We start from the raw sequence: 20,246 nt of genomic DNA, 5'->3' as shown, positions 1-20,246 counted from the left end.
GATCAGTGCCGGGCCCGGCCGGCACCGTCCCAGGCCTGCCTCAGCCCTGCGGCGGCGCCAGCCTCAGCAGCTTGCCGTCGTCCTCGTCGGTCACCAGGTAGAGGTTGCCGTCCGGGCCCAGGCGGACGTCGCGGATGCGCTCGCCCAGGTCGCCCAGCAGGCGTTCCTCGCCGACCACCCGGTCGCCTTCCAGCTGCAGGCGGATCAGGTTGCGCTGGGCCAGCGAGCCCAGGAACAGGCTGTCGTTCCACGGCTTGCCGGGGCGGCCGGTGTAGAAGGCCATGCCCGACAGGCCCGGCGAGACCTCGAAGACGAAGTGCGGCGGCTCCATGCCGTCCTTCTCCTTGCCGACGGCCTCGGCGATCGGCTTGCCGGAGTAGTCGATGCCATGGGTGATGACCGGCCAGCCGTAGTTGCGGCCGGGCTTCGGCAGGTTGATCTCGTCGCCGCCGCGCGGGCCGTGCTCGCTCTCCCACAGCTTGCCGGTGCGCGGGTCGAAGGCCAGGCCCTGCGAGTTGCGGTGGCCGTAGCTCCAGATTTCCGGGCGGGCGCCGGCCTGGCCGACGAAGGGGTTGTCGTCCGGCACGTTGCCGTCGAGGTCCAGGCGCACCAGCTTGCCCTGCAGCTTGTCCAGCTCCTGCGACATCATCTTCAGGGTGCGCTCGCCCTGGCTGATGAAGACGTGGCCCTTGCCGTCGAAGGCGAAGCGCGAGCCGTAGTGGTTCTCGGTGTTGAGCTTGGGTTCCTGGCGGTAGATGACGGTCAGGCCTTCGAGGCGGTCGTCGCCCAGGGTGGCGTAGGCCGCGGCCGTGCCGGACAGGCCGCCTTCGCCCGGCTCGGCATAGCTGAGGTAGATGCGCCGGCTGCTGGCGAAGTCCGGCGCCAGGGCCACGTCGAGCAGGCCGCCCTGGCCGCGGGCGGAAACCTCGGGCACCCCCGCCAGCGGCGCGGAAACGCTGCCGTCGGCGCCGATGCGGCGCAGGCTGCCGCCGCGCTCGGTGACCAGGAAGCCGCCGTCCGGCAGCGGCGCCACCGCCCACGGATGCGACAGGCCGCGGGCGATGATGGTAAGGCTGGCCTGGCCCTGGTCGCTGGCCACGTTGCGCGCCGGTTCGCTGGCCGGCGCGGGCGTGGAGGCGGCCGGCTCCTGCGGCGGCTGGCAGGCGGCCAGGACGAAGGGCAGGGCAAGGGCGAGGGTGAGGCTGGCGGTAATCGGCCGGCGCATGGCGGCATCCTGTCGTTGGGCGCGGAAGCCTCAACGATAGCCGGCCGCCTGCAGCTCGAACAATTCCGCGTAGCGGCCGCCCTGCGCCATCAGTTCGGCATGGGTGCCGGACGCCTCGACCTTGCCGCCGGCCAGCACCAGGATCCGGTCGGCCATGCGCACGCTGGAGAAGCGGTGCGAGATCAGCACCGCGGTGCGGTCGTGCGACAGCTCCTTGAAGCGCTGGAAGACCTCGAACTCGCTGCGCGCGTCCAGCGCCGCGGTCGGCTCGTCGAGGATCATGACCTGGGCGTCGCGCATGTAGGCGCGGGCGATCGCGATCTTCTGCCACTGCCCGCCGGAGAGGTCCACGCCGGTCTTGAAGCGGCGCCCGACCAGCTGGTCGTAGCCTTCCGGCAGCGGCTCGATGACCTCGTCGGCCATGGCCCGGTGGGCGGCGGCGCGGATCCGCCCGATGTCGTCCATCGCCTCGATCCGGCCCACGCCGATGTTCTCGCCGGCGGTGAGGTGGTAGCGGACGAAGTCCTGGAAGATCACCCCGATGTTGGCGCGCAGGTCGTCCAGGTCGTAGTCGCGCAGGTCGCGGCCGTCGAGCAGGATCCGGCCCTCGTCCGGGTCGTACAGGCGCGCCAGCAGCTTGACCAGGGTGGTCTTGCCGGCGCCGTTCTCGCCGACCAGGGCCAGCACCTCGCCGGCGCGCAGCTCGAATTCCAGTCCGCGCAGCGCCCAGTGCTCGGCGCCGGGATAGCGGAAGCCGACGTTCTCGAAGACGAAGCCGCGCTCGATCGGCCGCGGCACCGGCACCGCGTCCGGGCGCGAGGCGATCTCCGGCTCGATCTCGAAGAACGAGTACAGGTCGTCCAGGTACAGGGCCTGCCCGGCGACCTGGGAGAAGCCGACCAGCAGGCCTTCCAGCAGCTGGCGCAGGCGGCGGAAGCTGCCGGCCAGGAAGGTCAGGTCGCCGATGCTGAAGTCGCCGCGCACGGTGCGCCAGGCGATGTAGGCGTAGGCCACGTAGTAGCCCAGCGTACCCAGCGCGGCCAGCAGCGTGCCCCACAGGGCGCGCTTGCGCGCCAGCGCCCGGTTGGCCAGGTAGAACTTCTGCGCCAGGGTCCGGTAGCGGTCGATCAGGAAGCGGTGGAGGTTGAAGATCTTCACCTCCTTGGCGGTCTCGACGCTGGCGCCGGTCTGGCGCAGGTATTCCAGCTGGCGCCGCTCCGGGGTCCACTGGTAGTTGAGCGAATAGCCCAGCGCGTTGAAGTGGGCCTCGCCGACGAAGGCCGGGACCAGCGCCACCGCCAGCAGCAGGATCAGCCACGGCGCGTAGACCAGCAGGCCGATGGCGAAGGCGATGACGGTGACCGCGTCCTGGACCTGGCCGAACAGCTGGCTCATCAGGTTCATCCGGCTCATGGTCAGGCGCCGGGCGCGGTCCAGCCGGTCCTGCAGGTCCGGGTCCTCGAAGTCCTCCAGGTCCAGGGTCGCCGCATGCTCCATCAGGCGGATGCTGCTGGCGTTGGTGAACAGCTCCGAGAGCAGGCCGTCGGCGTAGCTGACCATCCGGCCGAGGAAGTCCGAGGCCACGGCCAGCGCCAGTTCCACGCCCAGCAGCCACAGCAGGTGGTCGAGGGCGCCGCTGCGCAGGGCGTCGCCGAGGCCGTCGAAGGACAGGCCCAGGCCGACCACCCGGATCGCCTCGTCGATGATCAGCTTGCCGATGTACAGCGAGACCACCGGCATCAGCGCGCGCAGCAGGCGCAGGCCGAGGCTGGCCAGGGTCAGGCCGGGGCTGGTCTGCCAGATCTGGCGCAGGAACGGCGGCAGGTTGCGCATCGCGTCGAAGCGCTCGCGCAGGCTGGGGGTGCTGCGCTCGCGGCGCGGCTTGGCGGCGGGGCGGGGCGTGGCCATGCCGCATTGTGCCCCGGCCGGGCGCCGCGGTTCCGTGATCGCGGAAAAGCGGAGGCCCGCTTGCGCGGGCCTCCGGGGTGTCGCGTCGGCGGACGGGGCCTTACTGGGCGCCGGCCAGGTCGCGCAGCTGCGAGGGGCGCGAGCCGAAGTACGCGGCCAGGTCGGCGATGTCCTGGTCGCCCAGGCCGGTGGCCTGCGGGGTCATCAGCGCGTGCTGGCGGTCACCGGCGCGGTACTGCTGCAGCGCGTGGGCGATGTAGTCGGCGTACTGGCCGCCCAGCTTCGGGTAGCTGGCGTCGATCGGGGCATTGCCCTCGGCGCCATGGCAGTCCACGCAGCTCTGGCCGGTGGCCTGGCCCTTGGCGTTGGCCAGCTTCTCGCCGACCGCGATGCGGCCGTCGGGCAGGCCGGCCGAGGAACTGGCCTGGGCGTGGCCTTCGCCCTCGGTGGAATGGGAACCCTGCTGCCCGGAGCAGGCCGCCAGCACCAGGGCGGCGGTCAGGGCGATGGCTAGACGCGAAGCGGTCACGGCGTTCGGCATGGGTGGCGGCTGCTCTTACTTGAGGGTGGACAGGTAGGCGGCGATGTCGGCGATGTCCTGGTCCGAGAAGCTCTCGGCCTGGGCGCGCATCGTCGGGTGCTTGCGCTTGCCCTCCTGGTACTCGTGCAGGGCCTGGGCCAGGTACTCGGCCGACTGGCCGCCGATCTTCGGCACCTTGTAGCTGGGATACGCGTTCTTGTAACCGGTGATGCCGTGGCAGCCCTGGCAGGTGTAGGCCAGCTGGCGGCCGGCCTCGGGGTTGCCGGTGGCGGCGGGGGCCGGGGCGGTTTCGGCGGCGGGGGCGGCCTCGGTGGCCGGCGCTTCGGCTGCCGGGGCAGCCTCCTGTGCGGTGGCGGAGAACGTCAGTACGGAGACCAGGGCAAGGCAGGCGGCTAGCGGCAGCGGGCGCATCATTCGGTGGTCCGGGGTCGGTCGCGGAAGGTGGACGGCCGGCTGAATGGGGCCGGCCGCGAGGTCGCCGCAGTATAGCCACGCGCTAGCGCAACTGGAAACTTCTGTCCATGAGCGCGATCAATGCCGGGGTCCGGCCGGCCGTCGGGAGACACCATGACCTTCGGCGCATGGCGCCCAGCCGTCCGGGTGATCTACTTGCATACAACACCTGATCACGTGCCCACCCCGGGCCCCCCCTCAGACCACCCAACGGATACCTCCATGGCCAGCCGCCACTCCGCGTACCTGCGCAACGGACTGCGCACCGCCGCCCTCGCACTCGTCATCGCCACCACCCTGGCCGCCTGCAAGGGCGGGGCCGGCCCGGCCGAGGCCCAGGCCCAGACCAAGTCGTCCGAGGTGGAGGCCATCCCGGTCGAGGTGGTCGAGGCCGCGCGCCGGCCAATCGCCGCCAGCTACGCCGGCACCGCCGCACTGGAGCCGCGGGCCGAGTCCCAGGTCGTGGCCAAGACCTCCGGCGTGGCCCTGGCCGTGCTGGTCGAGGAAGGGCAGCAGGTCAAGGCCGGGCAACCGCTGCTGCGGCTGGATCCGGACCGCGCCCGCCTGAGCGTCGCCCAGGCCGAGGCGCAGATGCGCAAGCTGGAGAACAACTACAAGCGCGCCCAGCAGCTGGTCGCCCAGCAGCTGATCAGCGCCGGCGAGGTCGACCAGATGCGCTACGACCTGGAGAACGCCCGCGCCACGTACAACATGACCCGCCTGGAGCTGTCGTACACCACGGTGGAAGCGCCGATCTCCGGCGTGGTCGCGTCGCGTTCGATCAAGCCGGGCAACTTCGTGCAGATCAACACCCCGATCCTGCGCATCGTCGACGACTCGCGCCTGGAGGCCACGCTCAACGTGCCCGAGCGCGAGCTGGCGACGATGAAGGCCGGCCTGCCGGTGCTGATGCAGGTCGACGCGCTGCCGGGCCGGGCGTTCCAGGGCGTGGTCGACCGCGTCGCCCCGGTGGTGGACGCCGGCAGCGGCACCTTCCGCGTGATCGCCGCCTTCGACGGCGGCGGCGCGCTGCAGCCGGGCATGTTCGGCCGCATCCGCATCGACTACGACCAGCGCCCCGACGCGCTGGTGGTGCCGCGCGTGGCCCTGCTCGACGACGGCGACCCGGCGATGTTCGTGATCCGCGATGGCAAGGCCTCGCGCGTGCCGGTCAAGGTCGGCTACGCCGACGGCGAGTGGATCGAGGTGCGCGAAGGCATCAAGCCGGGCGAGCAGGTGGTCACCGCCGGCAAGGTCGCGCTGCGCGAGGGTAGTGCGGTGCAGGTGATCACCGCTGCCAACGGCAAGCAGGCCGACAAGGCCGTTGCCGGTACCGGCGCCGCAGCCACGGGTGCCGGCCAGTGAGCGCCCCCGTGCACGGACCGCACGAGACCGGCGCGGGCCGGCCGGGCGGCGGCCTGGTGGAGTTCTCCACCCGCCGCCGCGTGACCATCGCCATGATCACCGTGACCATGGTGCTGTTCGGCCTGATCTCGCTGGGCAGCCTCAAGGTCAACCTGCTGCCGGACCTGAGCTATCCGACCCTGACCGTGCGCACCGAGTACACGGGCGCGGCGCCGTCGGAGATCGAGACCCTGATCACCGAGCCGGTGGAGGAAGCCGTCGGCGTGGTGAAGAACCTGCGCAAGCTCAAGTCGGTGTCGCGCACCGGCCAGAGCGACGTGGTGCTGGAGTTCGCCTGGGGCACGGACATGGACCAGGCCAGCCTGGAAGTCCGCGACAAGATGGAGGTGCTGTCGCTGCCGCTGGAGGCCAAGGCCCCGGTGCTGCTGCGCTTCAATCCGTCGACCGAGCCGATCCTGCGCCTGGCCCTGTCGGCCAAGGGCGACACCGCCAGCGAGGCCGAGAGCGTGCGCGTGCTGACCGGGCTGCGCCGCTATGCCGACGAGGACCTGAAGAAGCGCCTGGAGCCGGTCGCCGGCGTGGCCGCGGTCAAGGTCGGCGGCGGCCTGGAGGACGAGATCCAGGTCGAGATCGACCAGCAGAAGCTGGCCCAGCTGAATCTGCCGATCGACACCGTCATCCAGCGACTGCAGCAGGAGAACATCAACATCTCCGGCGGCCGCCTGGAGGAAGGCTCGCAGCGCTACCTGGTGCGCACGGTCAACCAGTTCGCCACCGTGGAGGAGATCCGCGAGATGCTGGTAACCACGCAGAGCGGCGGCGACAACGCCGCGGCCGCGGCGGCCCAGCAGATGGCGGCGATCGCCGCCGCCTCGGGCAACGCCAGCGTGCTGGCCGCGGCCCAGTCGGTGCAGAGCGCCTCGTCCTCGAACAGCAGCGCCATCGCCGGCGGCATGCCGGTGCGCCTGAAGGACGTGGCCGTGGTGCGCCAGGGCTACAAGGAGCGCGAGGCGATCATCCGCCTGGCCGGCAAGGAAGCGGTCGAGCTGGCGATCTACAAGGAAGGCGACGCGAACACCGTGGCCACTGCCAAGGCGCTGAAGGCGCGCCTGGAGCAGCTGAAGCGGCAGGTCCCGCCGGATGTCGACCTGACCATCATCGACGACCAGTCGCTGTTCATCGAGCACGCCATCGCCGACGTCAAGAAGGACGCGGTCATCGGCGGCATCCTGGCGATCCTGATCATTTTCCTGTTCCTGCGCGACGGCTGGAGCACCTTCGTCATCAGCCTGTCGCTGCCGGTGTCGATCATCACCACGTTCTTCTTCATGGACCAGCTGGACCTGAGCCTGAACGTGATGTCGCTGGGCGGCCTGGCGCTGGCCACCGGCCTGGTGGTGGACGACTCGATCGTGGTGCTGGAGAGCATCGCCAGGGCGCGCGAACGCGGCCTGGGCATCCTGCAGGCGGCGATCACCGGCACCCGCGAGGTGAGCATGGCGGTCGTGGCCTCCACGCTGACCACCATCGCCGTGTTCCTGCCGCTGGTGTTCGTGCAGGGCATCGCCGGCCAGCTGTTCCGCGACCAGGCGCTGACCGTGGCCATCGCCATTGCGATCTCGCTGGTCGTGGCCATGACCCTGATCCCGATGCTGAGCTCGCTGAAGGGCCGGCCGCCGCTGGCCTTCCCGGAAGAGGCGCCGCATCCGCAGTGGCGTCCGCAGTCGCGCTGGCAGAAGCCGGTGGCGGCGACTGGGCGTGGCGTCGGTGCGCTGGTGCGCGGGCTGTTCTTCGGTGCCGCCTGGCTGGTGGTGCGGCTGTGGCGCGGCGTGGTCCGCGTGGTCGGCCCGGTGATGCGTAAGGCCAGCGACCTGGCGATGGCGCCGTACCACCGCGCCGAGGCGGGCTACATGCGCCTGCTGCCAGCCTCGCTGACGCGGCCGAAGCTGGTGCTGGGGCTGGCCGCCGGCGCCTTCGCCGCGACCCTGCTGGCGGTGCCGTACCTGGGCGCCGACCTGATCCCGCAGCTGGCCCAGGACCGCTTCGAGATGACCGTGAAGCTGCCGCCGGGCACGCCGCTGGCGCAGACCGACGCGCTGGTCCGCGAGCTGCAGCGCAAGCACGCCAGTGCCGAGGGCATCCAGGCGCTGTACGGCGTCAGCGGCAGCGGGACCCGGCTGGACGCCAACCCCACCGAGAGCGGCGAGAACATCGGCAAGCTGACCGTGGTCATGGCCAACGGCGGCAGCGCCCGCGTCGAGCAGGCCACCACCGAGGCGCTGCGTGCCTCGATGGCCGGGCAGCCGGGCGCGCAGGTCGACTTCAGCCGGCCGCAGCTGCTGAGCTCGTCCACGCCGCTGGAAGTGGAACTGCGCGGCCAGGACCTGGCCTCGATCGAGCAGGCCGGGCAGAAGCTGGCGGCGATGCTGCGCGCCAACCCGCATTACGCCGACGTCAAGTCGACGGTGGAGCAGGGCTTCCCGGAGATCCAGATCCGCTTCGACCAGGAGCGTGCCGGCGCGCTAGGCCTGACCACGCGCCAGATCGCCGACGTGGTGGTGAAGAAGGTGCGCGGCGAAGTGGCCACGCGCTACAGCTTCCGCGACCGCAAGATCGACGTGCTGGTGCGCGCCCAGGAGAACGACCGCGCCTCGGTGGATAGCATCCGCCGGCTGATCGTGAACCCCGGCAGCAGCCGGCCGGTGACCCTGTCGGCCGTGGCCGACGTGGTCGCCACCACCGGTCCGTCGGAGATCCACCGCGCCGACCAGGTGCGCGTGGCCATCGTCTCGGCCAACCTGCGCGGGATCGACCTGGGTACCGCGGTCGAGGAAGTGCGGGCGATGGTCGCCGAAAACCCGATCGGCGCCGGCGTCGGCATGCACATCGGCGGCCAGGGCGAGGAACTTGCCGAGTCGGTGCGCTCGCTGCTGTTCGCCTTCGGCCTGGCGGTGTTCCTGGTATACCTGGTGATGGCCTCGCAGTTCGAGTCGCTGCTGCACCCGTTCGTCATCCTGTTCACCATCCCGCTGGCCCTGGTCGGCGCGATCGGTGCGCTGTTCCTGACCGGTTCGGCGATCTCGGTGGTGGTGTTCATCGGCCTGATCCTGCTGGTGGGCCTGGTGACCAAGAACGCGATCATCCTCGTCGACAAGGTCAACCAGCTGCGCGAGGCCGGGGTGGCCAAGCGCGAGGCCCTGGTCGAGGGCGCCCGTTCGCGCCTGCGCCCGATCGCGATGACCACGCTGTGCACGGTGTTCGGCTTCCTGCCGCTGGCGCTGGCCCCGCTGTTCGGCAGCCCGGGCGCGGAAGTGCGCTCGCCGATGGCGGTCACCGTGATCGGCGGCCTGATCGTCTCGACCCTGCTGACCCTGGTGGTAATCCCGGTGGTGTACGACCTGCTGGACCGCCGCGCCGACGAGTACTACCGCGAGCGCGGCCGTCGTGCCCGCGAGGTGGCCGACGCGGCCGCCAGCGCCGAAGGCGAGGGCCAGCCCGCATGAGCGTCGCGGAGTTCAGCATCCGGCGTCCGGTCACCGCGGTGATGTTCTTCATCTCGCTGCTGGTGATCGGCACCATCGCCGCGTTCCGGCTGCCGCTGGAGGCGTTCCCGGAGGTCTCGCCGCCCTTCATCTTCGTCCAGCTGCCGTACACCGGTTCGACGCCCGAAGAGGTGGAGCGGACCGTGCTGCGCCCGGCGGAGGAAGCGCTGTCGACCATGGCCGGCATCAAGCGCATGGAGTCCAACGCCAAGGCCGACGGCGCGCAGATCTTCATCCAGTTCGCCGACTGGGACCGCGACGTGGCGATCGCCGCGTCCGAGGCCCGCGAGCGCCTGGACGCGATCCGCGACGAGCTGCCGGATGACCTGCAGCGCTACTTCGTGTTCAAGTTCTCGACCACGGACATGCCGGTGCTGCGGGTGCGACTGGCCAGCAACAGCGACCTGACCGGCGCGTACGACATGATCGAACGCGAGTTCAAGCGCCGCCTGGAACGCATCCCGGGCGTGGCCCGGGTGCAGGTGTCCGGCGCGCCGCCGAACGAAGTGGAGATCGCGATCGACCAGGATCGGCTGACCGCGCACGACCTCAGCCTCAACGAGCTGACCCAGCGCCTGCAGGCGGTGAACTTCTCGATCTCCGCCGGCACCATCAGCGACGCCGGCCAGCGCCTGCGCGTGCAACCGGTGGGCGAGATGACCGACCTGCAGCAGCTGCGCGACCTGCCGGTCGGCCCGAACAACGTGCGCCTGGGCGACATCGCCGACGTGCGCCTGAAGCCGGCGCGGATGGACTACGGCCGGCGCCTGGACGGGCGCCCGGCGGTGGGCCTGGACATCTTCAAGGAGCGCAACGCCAACCTGGTCGAGGTCTCCAGCCGGGCCCTGGCCGAGGTCGAGGCGATCCGCGCCCAGCCGCACCTGGGCGACGTGCAGATCAAGATCATCGACAACCAGGGCGAGAGCGTGACCTCCTCGCTGCTGGAGCTGGCCGAGGCCGGCGCGATCGGCCTGGTCCTGTCGATCATCGTGCTGTGGTTCTTCCTGCGCCACTGGCCGTCGGTGGCGATGGTGACCCTGGCCATCCCGATCTGCTTCGTGATGACGCTGGGCTTCATGTACTTCGCCGGCGTGACCCTCAACATCCTGACCATGATGGGCCTGCTGCTGGCGATCGGCATGCTGGTGGACAACGCCGTCGTGGTGGTGGAGAGCATCTACCAGGAGCGGGAGAAGTACCCGGGCAACCCGGTGCTCGCCTCGATCGTCGGTACCCGCCAAGTGGCCATCGCGCTGTCGGCCGGCACCCTGTGCCACTGCATCGTGTTCGTGCCGAACCTGTTCGGCGAGCGCAACTTCCTGAGCATCTACCTGGGCCAGATCGCGATCACCATCTCGGTGTCGCTGCTGGCGTCGTGGCTGGTCGCGGTGAGCCTGATCCCGATGATCTCGGCGCGGCTGAAGACCCCGCCGATGGTGCACGACCCGTCCGGGCTGATCCCGCGCATGCAGCGCCGCTACGCCGGCCTGCTGCGCTGGACCCTGGAACACCGCGGCTGGAGCGTGCTGGGCATCATCCTGGTGGTGCTGGTCAGCTTCATCCCGATCAAGTTCACCAAGTTCGACATGTTCGGCAACGGCGAAGGCGACCAGGTCCAGCTCTTCTACCAGTGGAACGGCGCCTACACCAGGGAGCAGATGTCCGACGAGATCCTGCGCGTCGAGCAGTTCCTGGACGCCAACCGCGAGAAGTACCACATCACCCAGATCTACTCCTACTACAGCGAGCAGGAATGGGGCGGCACCATGGTCAAGTTCGACACGGACAAGGTGCGCGACCTCAAGCCGATGATCGAGCTGATCCGCAAGGAGGTGCCGAAGTCGGCGCGCGCGACCATCGGCGTGGGCAGCCCGGGTGGCGGGCAGGGCGGCGCCGGACAGCCGGGGCAGAACGTGTCCTTCCAGCTGGTCGGCGACTCGACCCAGACGCTGGCGGAGATCGCCGACGAGCTGATCCCGATCCTCGGGCGGCGCCCGGAGCTGCGCGACGTGCGGGTCAACTCCGGGGACCAGAACACCGAGCTGAAGGTGCGGGTGGACCGCGAGCGCGCGGCGGCGTTCGGCTTCAGCGCCGAGCAGGTCGCCTCGTTCGTCGGCCTGGCCCTGCGCGGCGCGCCCCTGCGCGAGTTCCGCCGCGGCGAGAACGAGGTGCCGGTGTGGGTGCGCTTCGCCGGCGCCGAGGAGTACGGCACCGAGGACTTGTCCGGGTTCATGGTCCGCGCGCCCGACGGCCGCACCGTGCCGCTGCTGGCCCTGGTCGACGTGGCGGTGACCCCCTCGGCCACCCAGGTCCAGCGCACCAACCGCCAGACCACGCTGACCGTGCAGGCCAACCTGGCCGAGAAGGTCACCGTGCCGGAGGCGCGCAAGGCCATGGAGGAGACGCTGAAGGGCATGTCCTTCCCGGCCGGCTACACCTATTCCTTCGACGGCGGCGCCTTCCAGGAGGAGGACGAGGCCAGCGCGCAGATGATGTTCAACCTGCTGATCGCGCTGGTGATGATCTACATCGTGATGGCGGCGGTGTTCGAGTCGCTGCTGTTCCCGGCGGCGATCATGAGCGGCGTGCTGTTCTCGGTGTTCGGCGTGTTCTGGCTGTTCGCCCTGACCGGGACCACGTTCGGGATCATGTCCTTCATCGGCATCCTGGTGCTGATGGGCGTGGTGGTGAACAACGGCATCGTGATGGTCGAGCACATCAACAACCTGCGCCGCCGCGGCATGTCGCGCACCGACGCGCTGGTCGAGGGCAGCCGCGAGCGCCTGCGCCCGATCCTGATGACGATGGGCACGGCGATCCTGGCGATGGTGCCGATCGCGCTGGCCCAGACCCAGCTGGGCGGCGACGGCCCGGCCTACGCGCCGATGGCCCGCGCCATCGCCGGCGGCCTGGCGTTCTCGACCGTGGTCAGCCTGCTGTTCCTGCCGACGATCTACGCGATCCTGGACGACCTGCGCAACGGCGTGGCGCGGCTGGTGCGGCGCGCCCGCGGCGTGCAGGACACGGTCCCCAATGCCGCCGCGGTGGCGGCGATGCACCTGGAGTGAGGGTGGTGCACCGGCGTCCCCGACGGGGCGCCGGTGCGGTGTCGCGGAAGCTCAGCCGAACAGGCGGCCGAGCATGCGCAGCCCGCCGGTCCACACGCCGATCGCGGTGCCGAGGCTGGTCAGGAAGAAGTTGAGCAGTACGCGGGCCACCCGGTTCTTCCACCAGCCGCGCGCGGTCTGCACGTCGTCGCGCAGGGCCATGAAGTCGGCGTAGGTCGGCTTGCGCAGGGTGGCCTCGACGAAGGCGCTGACCGTGCCCGATGCCAGCGCCGGGTGCAGCGGCGTGAGCGGGGAGGCGATGAAGGCCGCCAGGATGCTGAGCGGATGGCCGCCGGCGATGGCGCAGCCGATGGCGCCGAGGATGCCGGTGGCCAGCACCCACTGCAGCAGCAGGTCCGAGCCCACGTCCACGCCGCCCTGCCAGAAGCCCCAGGCGAAGCCGCCGACCAGGAACGCGCCGATCACCAGTTCCATCCATGGCACGCGCGACTTGGGCTTCACCGTCTCCAGCGAGCGCCGCACCGTGGCCGGATCCTCCACGTCCTCGCGCAGGTGCCGGGCCAGGCCGGGCAGGTGGCCGGCGCCGACCACCGCCAGCACCTCGCGCGCATCGCCGCCGGCGAGCTCGCGCAGGTTGGCGGCCATGTAGCGGTCGCGCTCGGCGATGACGCTTTCGTAGAGGGCGGGACTGTGTGCGGCGAACTCGCCGAAGCTGGCCTCCAGCACGTCGCCGCCCTTGAGCTTCTCGATGTCGTCCTCGGCGATCTCGTCGTCGCCGACCATCGCCAGCAGGATGCCGGCGCCGGTCCTGGCGCGGCCCCACCAGCCCAGTCGCTGCATCGCGCGGCGGAAGGTCAGGCCGACCTCGCGGTCGATCAGGTGGAAGGGCAGGTCGCGGGCACGCGCTTCCTGCACCGCCGCCTTGAGCTCGGCGCCCGGCTCGACGCCGAGCTGCTCGGCGAGGCGCCGCTGGTAGGCGGCCAGCGCCAGGTTGGCGGCGAACAGGTGCGCCTTGCCGTCGCGCAGCACCCGGACGATGTCCAGCTGCGACAGCGCGTCCGGATCGGTCAGCGACTGCAGGCGGCCCGGATCCAGCTCCACCGCCACGGCCTGGTAGGCGCCGCTGTCGATGGCCGCGCGCACCGCGTCGATGCTGGCCTGGGAGACGTGGGCGGTGCCGAGCAGGGTGTAGCGCACGCCATCGCGCTCGACCACCTGTACGGGCTGGCCGTGCAGCGGATCGGCGGCGGCATCGGCCGGGGCGGGGTTCAGCGTGTCATCGGTCATTCGGGGGCTCTTGGTTGCCGGCGCCCAGCGGGCGCTGCATCTGCACGGTATCCAGCCAGCGGCCATGCTTCCAGGCGATGCCGCGGAAGATGCCGACCAGGTGGAAACCGGCCTTCTCGTGGAGGCGGATCGACGCGGTGTTCGCCGGCTCGCCGATCACCGCGATCATCTGCCGGAAGCCGCGCGCCTCGCATTCGGCGACCAGCCTCTCCAGCAGCGCCGTGCCGATGCCGCGGCCCTGCTGGCCGGCGGCGACGTACACGGAGTTCTCGACGGTGTGGCGGTAGCCGATGCGGGCGCGGTAGCTGCTGGCATAGGCGTAGCCGGCAACCTCGCCCTCGCACTCGGCGACGAGGTACGGATAGCCGCCCTCGACGATGGCGCGCATGCGCCGCGCCATCTCCGCCTCTTCCGGGACGTCGTATTCGTAGGTGTTGACGTGGTCGCGCACTTCCGCGGCGTAGATCGCGGCGATCGCCGGCACGTCGGCCGGCGTGGCTTCGCGGATCGACACGGTCACGGGCGCGGCCGCCTCAGTCGATGTAGCGCTTGAGCAGGTCGCCGTAGGCGTCGATCCTGCGGTCGCGCAGGAACGGCCAGATCCGGCGCACGTGCTCGCTGCGCTGCAGGTCGACCTCGCACACCAGCACGGTCGGCTCGGTGCCGGCCTCGGCGATGAACTCTCCCTGCGGGCCGAGCACGTGGCTGTTGCCCCAGAAGCGGATGCCGGAGGCGCCCAGCGGCGAGGGTTCATGCCCGACGCGGTTGCACGACAGCACCGGCAGGCCATTGGCGACGGCATGGCCGCGGTGGCTCAGCACCCAGGCGTCGCGCTGGCGGGTCTGCTCGTCATGCGCATCGTCCGGATCCCAGCCGATCGCGGTGGGGTAGAGCAGCATCTCGGCGCCGGCCAGCGCCATCAGGCGCGCCGCTTCCGGATACCACTGGTCCCAGCACACCAGCACGCCGAGGCGGCCGACCGAGGTGTCGATCGGCCTGAAGCCGATGTCGCCCGGGGTGAAGTAGAACTTCTCGTAGAAGCCCGGGTCGTCCGGGATGTGCATCTTGCGGTACTTGCCCAGCAGGGTGCCGTCCTTCTCCAGGACCACCGCGGTGTTGTGGTACAGGCCGGCGGCGCGGCGTTCGAACAGCGAGCCGACGATGACCACGCCGTGCTTCTTCGCCAGCGCGCCCAGCCGTTCGGTACTGGGGCCGGGGACCGGTTCGGCCAGGTCGAACTCGACCACCGACTCGTGCTGGCAGAAGTAGGCGCCGTTGTGCAGTTCCTGCAGCAGGACCAGCTTCGCGCCCTGCGCGGCGGCCTCGGCCACGCGCTGTTCGATGATGGCGAGGTTGGCTGCGGCATCGCCGTGGTTGCGCTCCTGGATCAGCGCGACGGTGAGGGTCTTGTTGGTCATGCGGGCATTGTAGGGCGATCGCCACCCGCGCAGGTGACGCGCAGGTGGACGTGGAAATGGTCCGGGAAGGCCGGCGCCGCGATCGCGGCGCCGGCGTCACGGCAGGGCGGGATCAGCGGCCCAGGCCGGCCGGCAGCTGCATGGTGATGCAGTGCAGGCTGCCGTTCTGCCAGATCAGGGGGCGGCAGGGGACCTGGACGATCTCGCGGCCCGGGAAGGCCTCGGCCAGCACGGCCGCGGCGCGTTCGTCGGCCGGGTCGCCATAGGCCGGCATCAGCACCGCGCCGTTGACGATGAGGAAGTTGGCATAGGAGGCGGCCAGGCGGCGGCCTTCGTCCAGCACAGGCGCCGCCCACGGCAGCGGGAACAGGCGGTAGGGACGGCCGTCGGCGGTGCGCAGCGCGGCGATCTCGTCGGCCATCGCCTTCAGCTCGGCGTAGTGGCTGTCGGTTGCGTCGTCGCAGGCCTGGAACACGATCGCGTCGCCCGGCGCGAAGCGGGCGAGGGTGTCGATGTGGGCGTCGGTGTCGTCGCCCTCCAGGTAGCCGTGGTCCAGCCACAGCACACGGTCCTGGGCCAGCAAGCCGGCCAGTTTCGCGGTCAGCTCCTCGCGGCTGGCCTGCGGGTGGCGTTCGTGCAGGCAGCGCCAGGTGGTGAGCAGGGTGCCGGCCCCATCGGTCTCGATGCCGCCGCCTTCCAGGGCGAAATCGATGCGCTGGCGCCTGGCGTCGCCGAACAGGCCCTGCGCGGCCAGCGCCTCGACCAGGCGGTCGTCGCGGCCGGCCTCGAACTTGCCGCCCCAGGCGGTGAAGCGGAAGTCGAGCACGCGGAAGCCGTCGCCTTCGCGCAGGGTGATCGGCCCGGAATCGCGCAGCCAGGTGTCGTCGTAGTCGAACGGGATGAAGCGGACCCGCTCCATGTCGATCCGCGCCGAGCGCAGGCGCGCCTCGGCATAGGTCTCGACGTCGTCGTCGGCCACGCAGATCCAGGCGTCCTGGAAGCGGGTGATCGCCGCGACCAGGGCGATGTAGGTCTCCTCGACCTCGCCGAGCCGGTCGGCCCAGTCGGTACCGGCGTGCGGCCACGCAATGAGGATCGCGGACTGGGGTTCCCACTCCGCGGGGAAGCGCAGGGTTTCGGTCATGCTCGTGCTGTCTGCAATGCCCGGGCGGGGCCCGGGTCGTTCTCGAATCCCGGCGCGGGTGCGCGCGGGCGACTGGCGGGGAAACTTCCCCTGGTTCCCGCGCGTCAGTCGTGCCTGCGCCGCGGGAAGGTGTCAGCGGATCGGCGGTTTCGGGCCCACTTCCTCGGGGCTGGCCTTGTGCGCGACCACGTCGATCACCCGGTTCTTCTCGAAGTACACGACGTAGTCCGGGTAGACCCAGCGGTTGATCGTCGGCCATTGGCGCTTCTGCCCGCCGCGCGGGTCCAGCTTCTCGCTGGGCGCGCCGAAGCGGGCTTCCACCTCGGCCATGGTCAGGCCGCGGGCCGGCTGGGCCACCGCGGGCTTCTGCGCGACGCGCTCGACCAGCAGGGTCTCGGCGCCGGCCGTGCCGCAGGCGGCAAGCAGGGCCAGCAGGATCAGGGTCTTCGGATGGTGCTTCATCGCGTTGCTCTCCCCGTGGATGGCCGCTTCGGCGGCGATGGCAGGCCGGGCCTGCGCCAGGCGCCGATTGTAAGCAGAAGGGCCCCGGACGTTGTGCGGCGGGCGTCAACATCCATGGTGCCGCGCCCGGTTCCCGGCCGACGCACCCGGATCGCGGGGCCCGGAAACGCGGAAGGCCGCATTGCTGCGGCCTTCGCGTCGTTCCGCGTGCCGGCCGAGGCCGGGACGCCGCCGGCTCAGCGCTGGCGGGCCTTGAAACGCGGGTTGGACTTGCAGATCACGAAGACCTTGCCGCGGCGGCGGACCACCTTGCAGTCGCGGTGACGGGTCTTCGCCGACTTCAGGGAGGACAGGACTTTCATGACACACCTCGGGAGGACGACGGATGGGAATGCCAGGGCCGGGGTGGCCAGGGCGTGCAATTAGCCCGCCATTCTAACGGGCTTTCCTTTGGAGGTTCAAGCGTTTGCGAAAAAAACGGGCGGAAGGACGGCGGGGGCGGGCTACAATTGCCGGCTTCACGCACTGCCAAGCCTTCGGAGCCGCCCATGTCCAATCCCGTCCCGGTCCTGACCATCGATGGCCCGTCCGGGGCCGGCAAGGGCACGGTCAGCCGCCTGGTGGCGTCCCGCCTGGGCTGGAACTACCTGGATTCCGGCGCACTTTACCGGGCGGTGGGCGTGGCGGCCAGCTGGGCCGACCTGGACCTGTCCGACCCGGCGGCCCTGGTCCGCTGCACCTTCGATACGGACATCGCGTTCCGGGACGAGGGCGGCAGCCTGCGGGTTTTCGTGAACGGGGTGGACGCCACCGACGAGCTGCGCCTGGAGACCACCGGGACCCTGGCCTCGGCCATCGCCGCCATCCCCGAGGTGCGGGCGGCACTGAAGGAGCGGCAGCGGGCGTTCCGCCAGGAACCGGGCCTGGTCGCCGACGGCCGCGACATGGGCACGGTCATCTTCCCGGACGCCACCACCAAGGTGTTCCTGACCGCCAGCGCCGAGGAGCGCGCCCGCAGGCGGCATAACCAGTTGAAGGAAAAAGGGGTTTCGGTTACCTTAGGCGGTCTGCTGCGGGAGATCCTCGCCCGCGATGCCCGCGATGCCCAGCGCACCGTGGCGCCGCTGAAGCCGGCCGAAGACGCCGTCATCATCGACACCACCGGCCTGGCCATCGAGGAAGTCGTCGACCGCGTCCTGGCCCTGGTGCCGGCGCGCGCCGGCTGATCGCATCCCCGCAGGGGCTTCAACGCAGCAGGAGGCGCGCAAGCGCCAAAGGCGCCGTCGCGGACGACCGCGGCGGTTTTTTCCAACCAACCACACAGGGTCCATCCGTGGACCGATCAGGGGGGCGGGAAGTGGCCACGCAGGTGGCGTCCCGTCCGTGTGTTCAACCGAGTATTCAACAATGACCGAATCTTTTGCCGAGCTGTTCGAACAGAGCCAGACCAACCTGGCCAAGCTGAAGCCGGGCGCGATCGTCGTCGGCACCGTCGTGGAAGTCCGCGGCGACGTCGTGGTGATCAACGCCGGTCTGAAGTCCGAAGGCATCGTGCCGATCGAGCAGTTCCGGAATGACGCCGGCGAGATCGACGTGGGCGTGGGCGACCAGGTCAAGGTCGCGCTCGACTCCATCGAGAACGGCTTCGGCGAGACCGTGCTGTCGCGCGAGAAGGCCAAGCGCGCGATGGTGTGGGACGAGCTTGAGGAAGCCCTCGAGAAGAACGAGACCATCACCGGCCGCATCAGCGGCAAGGTCAAGGGTGGTTTCACCGTCGACATCAAGGACGTCCGCGCGTTCCTGCCGGGTTCGCTGGTCGATGTGCGCCCCGTGCGCGACCCGGCCTACCTGGAAGGCAAGGAGCTTGAGTTCAAGCTCATCAAGCTGGACCGCAAGCGCAACAACGTGGTCGTCTCCCGCCGCGCGGTGGTCGAGAGCGAGCATTCGGAAGAGCGCGAGCAGCTGCTCGAGAAGCTGCAGGAAGGCGCCGTGCTGAAGGGCGTGGTCAAGAACCTGACCGACTACGGCGCGTTCGTGGACCTGGGCGGCATCGACGGCCTGCTGCACATCACCGACATGGCGTGGAAGCGCGTCCGCCATCCGTCCGAAGTGGTCAACGTCGGCGACGAGCTGGACGTCCGCGTGCTGAAGTTCGACCGCGAGCGCAACCGCGTCTCGCTGGGCCTGAAGCAGCTGGGCGAGGATCCGTGGGACAACATCGCCCGCCGCTACCCGGCCAACAGCCGCGTGTTCGGCAAGGTCTCCAACGTCACCGACTACGGCGCGTTCGTCGAGATCGAGCCGGGCGTCGAGGGCCTGGTGCACGTGTCCGAGATGGACTGGACCAACAAGAACGTCAACCCGTCGAAGGTCGTGCAGGTCGGCGACGAGGTCGAGGTCATGGTTCTGGACGTGGACGAGGAGCGTCGCCGCATCTCGCTGGGCATGAAGCAGGTCGCCGCCAATCCGTGGGAGACCTTCGCCGCCATCCACAAGAAGGGCGACAAGGTCAGCGGCCAGATCAAGTCGATCACCGACTTCGGCATCTTCATCGGCCTGGATGGCGGCATCGACGGCCTGGTGCACCTGTCCGACATCAGCTGGAACACCACCGGCGAGGACGTGCTGCGCAACTTCAAGAAGGGCGACACCCTGGACGCCGTCGTCCTGGCCGTCGACCCTGAGCGCGAGCGCATCAGCCTCGGCCTGAAGCAGATGGAGCAGGATCCGTTCGGCCAGTACATGGCCGCCCATCCGAAGGGCTCGAAGGTCGAGGGCGTGGTCAAGGAAGTGGACGCCAAGGGCGCGACCATCGAACTGGCCGACGGCATCGAGGGCTACGTCGCCGCGCGCGACATCGCCAACGAGCGAGTGGACGACGCCAGCCAGTACCTGAAGGTCGGCGACAAGGTCGAAGCCAAGTTCGTGGGCATGGACCGCAAGGGCCGCACCCTGCAGCTGTCGATCAAGGCCAAGGACGACGCCGAGATGCGCGAAGTGCTGGAGGAATACCAGTCGGCCGCCGGCGGTACCACCAAGCTGGGCGCGCTCCTGCGCGAGCAGCTGGGCAACAAGTCCGAGTAAGCAGTAAACGCAGTCACCACGGCGGCCCGGGTTCCCGGGCCGCCGTGGCCTGTCCCACCCGGATCCAGCCAAGCCCGAGATGACCAAGTCCGAACTGATCGAGATCCTGGCCCGTCGCCAGTCGCACCTGAAGGCCGAGGACGTGGACCTCGCCGTCAAGTCGTTGCTGGAGATGATGGGCGGCGCGCTCGCCTCCGGCGACCGCATCGAGATCCGCGGCTTCGGCAGTTTTTCCCTGCATTACCGCCCGCCGCGCCTGGGCCGCAACCCGAAGACGGGTGATTCGGTCGCGCTGCCGGGCAAGCATGTCCCGCATTTCAAGCCGGGCAAGGAGCTGCGCGAGAAGGTCAGCGACGTGCTGCCCGCGCCGGCCTCCGCCGACGAGGGCGCCTGAGCGCGCGTCGACCGGGCGGTGCTCCGTCCGTTAAGCTTTGACCGGCTTTCCCGGGAGTCGGCCCAATGACCCTTCTTCGCCTGCTGGTACTGGTGGCCTTCCTGGCCGCCGGCCTGGTTATCGGTTCGCTCAATACGCAGCGCATCGTCCTCGACTTCGGACTGGCGGAGATCGTCACCACCACCGGGATCGCGGTGATGGTGTCGCTGCTGGCAGGCGTGCTGCTGGGCGGCGGCATCGTCATGGCCACCACCGTGCTGCCGCTGCAGGCGCGGCTGCGCCGCGCCAGCCGGCCCGCCGCGACCACCCCGCCTCCGGCCGAGGCGCCACGGCCCCCTTTCCAGGACGCCTGAGC

The 20,246-nt window shown here is 70.2% G+C and carries 17 protein-coding genes; 7 read left to right on the top strand and 10 right to left on the bottom strand.

Features of this window, described 5'->3' with window-relative positions:
- Positions 1 to 40 precede the first annotated feature (40 nt).
- The 4 genes from M503_RS0101515 to M503_RS0101500 form a co-directional block, all read right to left on the bottom strand.
- On the bottom strand, positions 41 to 1,225 hold the full coding sequence (locus tag M503_RS0101515; RefSeq protein ID WP_081720896.1) for a PQQ-dependent sugar dehydrogenase: 1,185 nt from the start codon (positions 1,223 to 1,225) through the stop codon (positions 41 to 43).
- A gap of 30 nt (positions 1,226 to 1,255) precedes the next feature.
- Positions 1,256 to 3,133, bottom strand: coding sequence for an ABC transporter ATP-binding protein (locus M503_RS0101510; RefSeq protein WP_028919485.1), 1,878 nt, complete (start codon positions 3,131 to 3,133; stop codon positions 1,256 to 1,258).
- Positions 3,134 to 3,233: 100 nt separating this feature from the next.
- On the bottom strand, positions 3,234 to 3,674 hold the full coding sequence (locus tag M503_RS0101505) for a c-type cytochrome (protein WP_024867979.1): 441 nt from the start codon (positions 3,672 to 3,674) through the stop codon (positions 3,234 to 3,236).
- A 15-nt stretch (positions 3,675 to 3,689) separates the two neighbouring features.
- Positions 3,690 to 4,085, bottom strand: a complete 396-nt coding sequence (locus M503_RS0101500) for a c-type cytochrome (protein WP_028919484.1) — start codon at positions 4,083 to 4,085, stop codon at positions 3,690 to 3,692.
- 264 nt (positions 4,086 to 4,349) lie between these two features.
- Here M503_RS0101500 and M503_RS15395 point away from each other — a divergent pair, with 264 nt between their 5' ends.
- The 3 genes from M503_RS15395 to M503_RS0101485 are packed head-to-tail and all read left to right on the top strand — an operon-like array spanning position 4,350 to position 12,102.
- Entirely contained in the window at positions 4,350 to 5,492 is a 1,143-nt protein-coding gene (locus tag M503_RS15395) for an efflux RND transporter periplasmic adaptor subunit (protein WP_051414098.1), read from the top strand.
- On the top strand, positions 5,489 to 8,995 hold the full coding sequence (locus M503_RS0101490) for an efflux RND transporter permease subunit (protein ID WP_028919483.1): 3,507 nt from the start codon (positions 5,489 to 5,491) through the stop codon (positions 8,993 to 8,995). The genes M503_RS15395 and M503_RS0101490 overlap by 4 nt, the downstream gene beginning before the upstream one ends.
- Entirely contained in the window at positions 8,992 to 12,102 is a 3,111-nt protein-coding gene (locus M503_RS0101485; RefSeq protein ID WP_028919482.1) for an efflux RND transporter permease subunit, read from the top strand. Before M503_RS0101490 ends, M503_RS0101485 begins: the two co-directional genes overlap by 4 nt.
- Before the next feature lie 51 nt (positions 12,103 to 12,153).
- Here the strand turns inward: M503_RS0101485 and M503_RS0101480 are convergent, their stop codons facing one another.
- The 6 genes from M503_RS0101480 to ykgO all read right to left on the bottom strand — a co-directional run bounded on the left by M503_RS0101480 (position 12,154) and on the right by ykgO (position 16,775).
- Positions 12,154 to 13,389: a TraB/GumN family protein gene (locus M503_RS0101480; RefSeq protein ID WP_028919481.1), complete on the bottom strand. Its 1,236-nt coding sequence runs from the start codon at positions 13,387 to 13,389 to the stop codon at positions 12,154 to 12,156.
- Positions 13,379 to 13,909, bottom strand: a complete 531-nt coding sequence (locus tag M503_RS0101475; RefSeq protein ID WP_028919480.1) for a GNAT family N-acetyltransferase — start codon at positions 13,907 to 13,909, stop codon at positions 13,379 to 13,381. The genes M503_RS0101480 and M503_RS0101475 overlap by 11 nt, the downstream gene beginning before the upstream one ends.
- A 13-nt stretch (positions 13,910 to 13,922) precedes the next feature.
- Positions 13,923 to 14,807, bottom strand: coding sequence for a carbon-nitrogen hydrolase (locus M503_RS0101470; protein WP_028919479.1), 885 nt, complete (start codon positions 14,805 to 14,807; stop codon positions 13,923 to 13,925).
- A gap of 112 nt (positions 14,808 to 14,919) precedes the next feature.
- The gene (locus M503_RS0101465; protein WP_028919478.1) at positions 14,920 to 15,951 is read right to left on the bottom strand and encodes an agmatine deiminase family protein; all 1,032 of its coding nucleotides are present in this window, start codon (positions 15,949 to 15,951) and stop codon (positions 14,920 to 14,922) included.
- 132 nt (positions 15,952 to 16,083) lie between these two features.
- Positions 16,084 to 16,413 carry a hypothetical protein gene (locus tag M503_RS0101460; protein WP_024867970.1) on the bottom strand — a complete coding sequence of 110 codons (330 nt, stop codon included), beginning with the start codon at positions 16,411 to 16,413 and terminating at the stop codon, positions 16,084 to 16,086.
- A 236-nt stretch (positions 16,414 to 16,649) separates the two neighbouring features.
- Positions 16,650 to 16,775 carry a type B 50S ribosomal protein L36 gene (ykgO, locus tag M503_RS0101455; RefSeq protein WP_005913193.1) on the bottom strand — a complete coding sequence of 42 codons (126 nt, stop codon included), beginning with the start codon at positions 16,773 to 16,775 and terminating at the stop codon, positions 16,650 to 16,652.
- 186 nt (positions 16,776 to 16,961) lie between these two features.
- On the opposite strand from ykgO, the gene cmk reads away from it, so the two are divergent.
- The 4 genes from cmk to M503_RS0101435 all read left to right on the top strand — a co-directional run bounded on the left by cmk (position 16,962) and on the right by M503_RS0101435 (position 20,244).
- Positions 16,962 to 17,639, top strand: coding sequence for a (d)CMP kinase (cmk, locus tag M503_RS0101450; RefSeq protein ID WP_028919477.1), 678 nt, complete (start codon positions 16,962 to 16,964; stop codon positions 17,637 to 17,639).
- 181 nt (positions 17,640 to 17,820) lie between these two features.
- Positions 17,821 to 19,497, top strand: coding sequence for a 30S ribosomal protein S1 (gene rpsA, locus M503_RS0101445; RefSeq protein WP_028919476.1), 1,677 nt, complete (start codon positions 17,821 to 17,823; stop codon positions 19,495 to 19,497).
- A gap of 79 nt (positions 19,498 to 19,576) precedes the next feature.
- Positions 19,577 to 19,891 carry an integration host factor subunit beta gene (locus M503_RS0101440; RefSeq protein WP_024867967.1) on the top strand — a complete coding sequence of 105 codons (315 nt, stop codon included), beginning with the start codon at positions 19,577 to 19,579 and terminating at the stop codon, positions 19,889 to 19,891.
- 65 nt (positions 19,892 to 19,956) lie between these two features.
- The gene (locus tag M503_RS0101435; RefSeq protein WP_028919475.1) at positions 19,957 to 20,244 is read left to right on the top strand and encodes a membrane protein; all 288 of its coding nucleotides are present in this window, start codon (positions 19,957 to 19,959) and stop codon (positions 20,242 to 20,244) included.
- The last annotated feature ends 2 nt before the right edge of the window (positions 20,245 to 20,246 follow it).

This window comes from Pseudoxanthomonas suwonensis J47 (assembly GCF_000513955.1).
GTDB classification, from domain to species: domain Bacteria; phylum Pseudomonadota; class Gammaproteobacteria; order Xanthomonadales; family Xanthomonadaceae; genus Pseudoxanthomonas; species Pseudoxanthomonas suwonensis_C.
Note: the sequence above shows the minus strand (reverse complement) of the source record. Positions and strands in the feature narration are given on the sequence as shown.

Coding starts and splice junctions, on each gene's coding strand:
- M503_RS0101465 (WP_028919478.1), bottom strand. CDS start 15,951: ATGACCGAAACCCTGCGCTTCCCCGCGGAGTGGGAACCCCAGTCCGCG.
- M503_RS0101515 (WP_081720896.1), bottom strand. CDS start 1,225: ATGCGCCGGCCGATTACCGCCAGCCTCACCCTCGCCCTTGCCCTGCCC.
- M503_RS0101440 (WP_024867967.1), top strand. CDS start 19,577: ATGACCAAGTCCGAACTGATCGAGATCCTGGCCCGTCGCCAGTCGCAC.
- M503_RS0101485 (WP_028919482.1), top strand. CDS start 8,992: ATGAGCGTCGCGGAGTTCAGCATCCGGCGTCCGGTCACCGCGGTGATG.
- M503_RS0101435 (WP_028919475.1), top strand. CDS start 19,957: ATGACCCTTCTTCGCCTGCTGGTACTGGTGGCCTTCCTGGCCGCCGGC.
- M503_RS0101510 (WP_028919485.1), bottom strand. CDS start 3,133: ATGGCCACGCCCCGCCCCGCCGCCAAGCCGCGCCGCGAGCGCAGCACC.
- M503_RS15395 (WP_051414098.1), top strand. CDS start 4,350: ATGGCCAGCCGCCACTCCGCGTACCTGCGCAACGGACTGCGCACCGCC.
- ykgO (WP_005913193.1), bottom strand. CDS start 16,775: ATGAAAGTCCTGTCCTCCCTGAAGTCGGCGAAGACCCGTCACCGCGAC.
- M503_RS0101505 (WP_024867979.1), bottom strand. CDS start 3,674: ATGCCGAACGCCGTGACCGCTTCGCGTCTAGCCATCGCCCTGACCGCC.
- M503_RS0101460 (WP_024867970.1), bottom strand. CDS start 16,413: ATGAAGCACCATCCGAAGACCCTGATCCTGCTGGCCCTGCTTGCCGCC.
- rpsA (WP_028919476.1), top strand. CDS start 17,821: ATGACCGAATCTTTTGCCGAGCTGTTCGAACAGAGCCAGACCAACCTG.
- M503_RS0101500 (WP_028919484.1), bottom strand. CDS start 4,085: ATGCGCCCGCTGCCGCTAGCCGCCTGCCTTGCCCTGGTCTCCGTACTG.
- cmk (WP_028919477.1), top strand. CDS start 16,962: ATGTCCAATCCCGTCCCGGTCCTGACCATCGATGGCCCGTCCGGGGCC.
- M503_RS0101480 (WP_028919481.1), bottom strand. CDS start 13,389: ATGACCGATGACACGCTGAACCCCGCCCCGGCCGATGCCGCCGCCGAT.
- M503_RS0101470 (WP_028919479.1), bottom strand. CDS start 14,807: ATGACCAACAAGACCCTCACCGTCGCGCTGATCCAGGAGCGCAACCAC.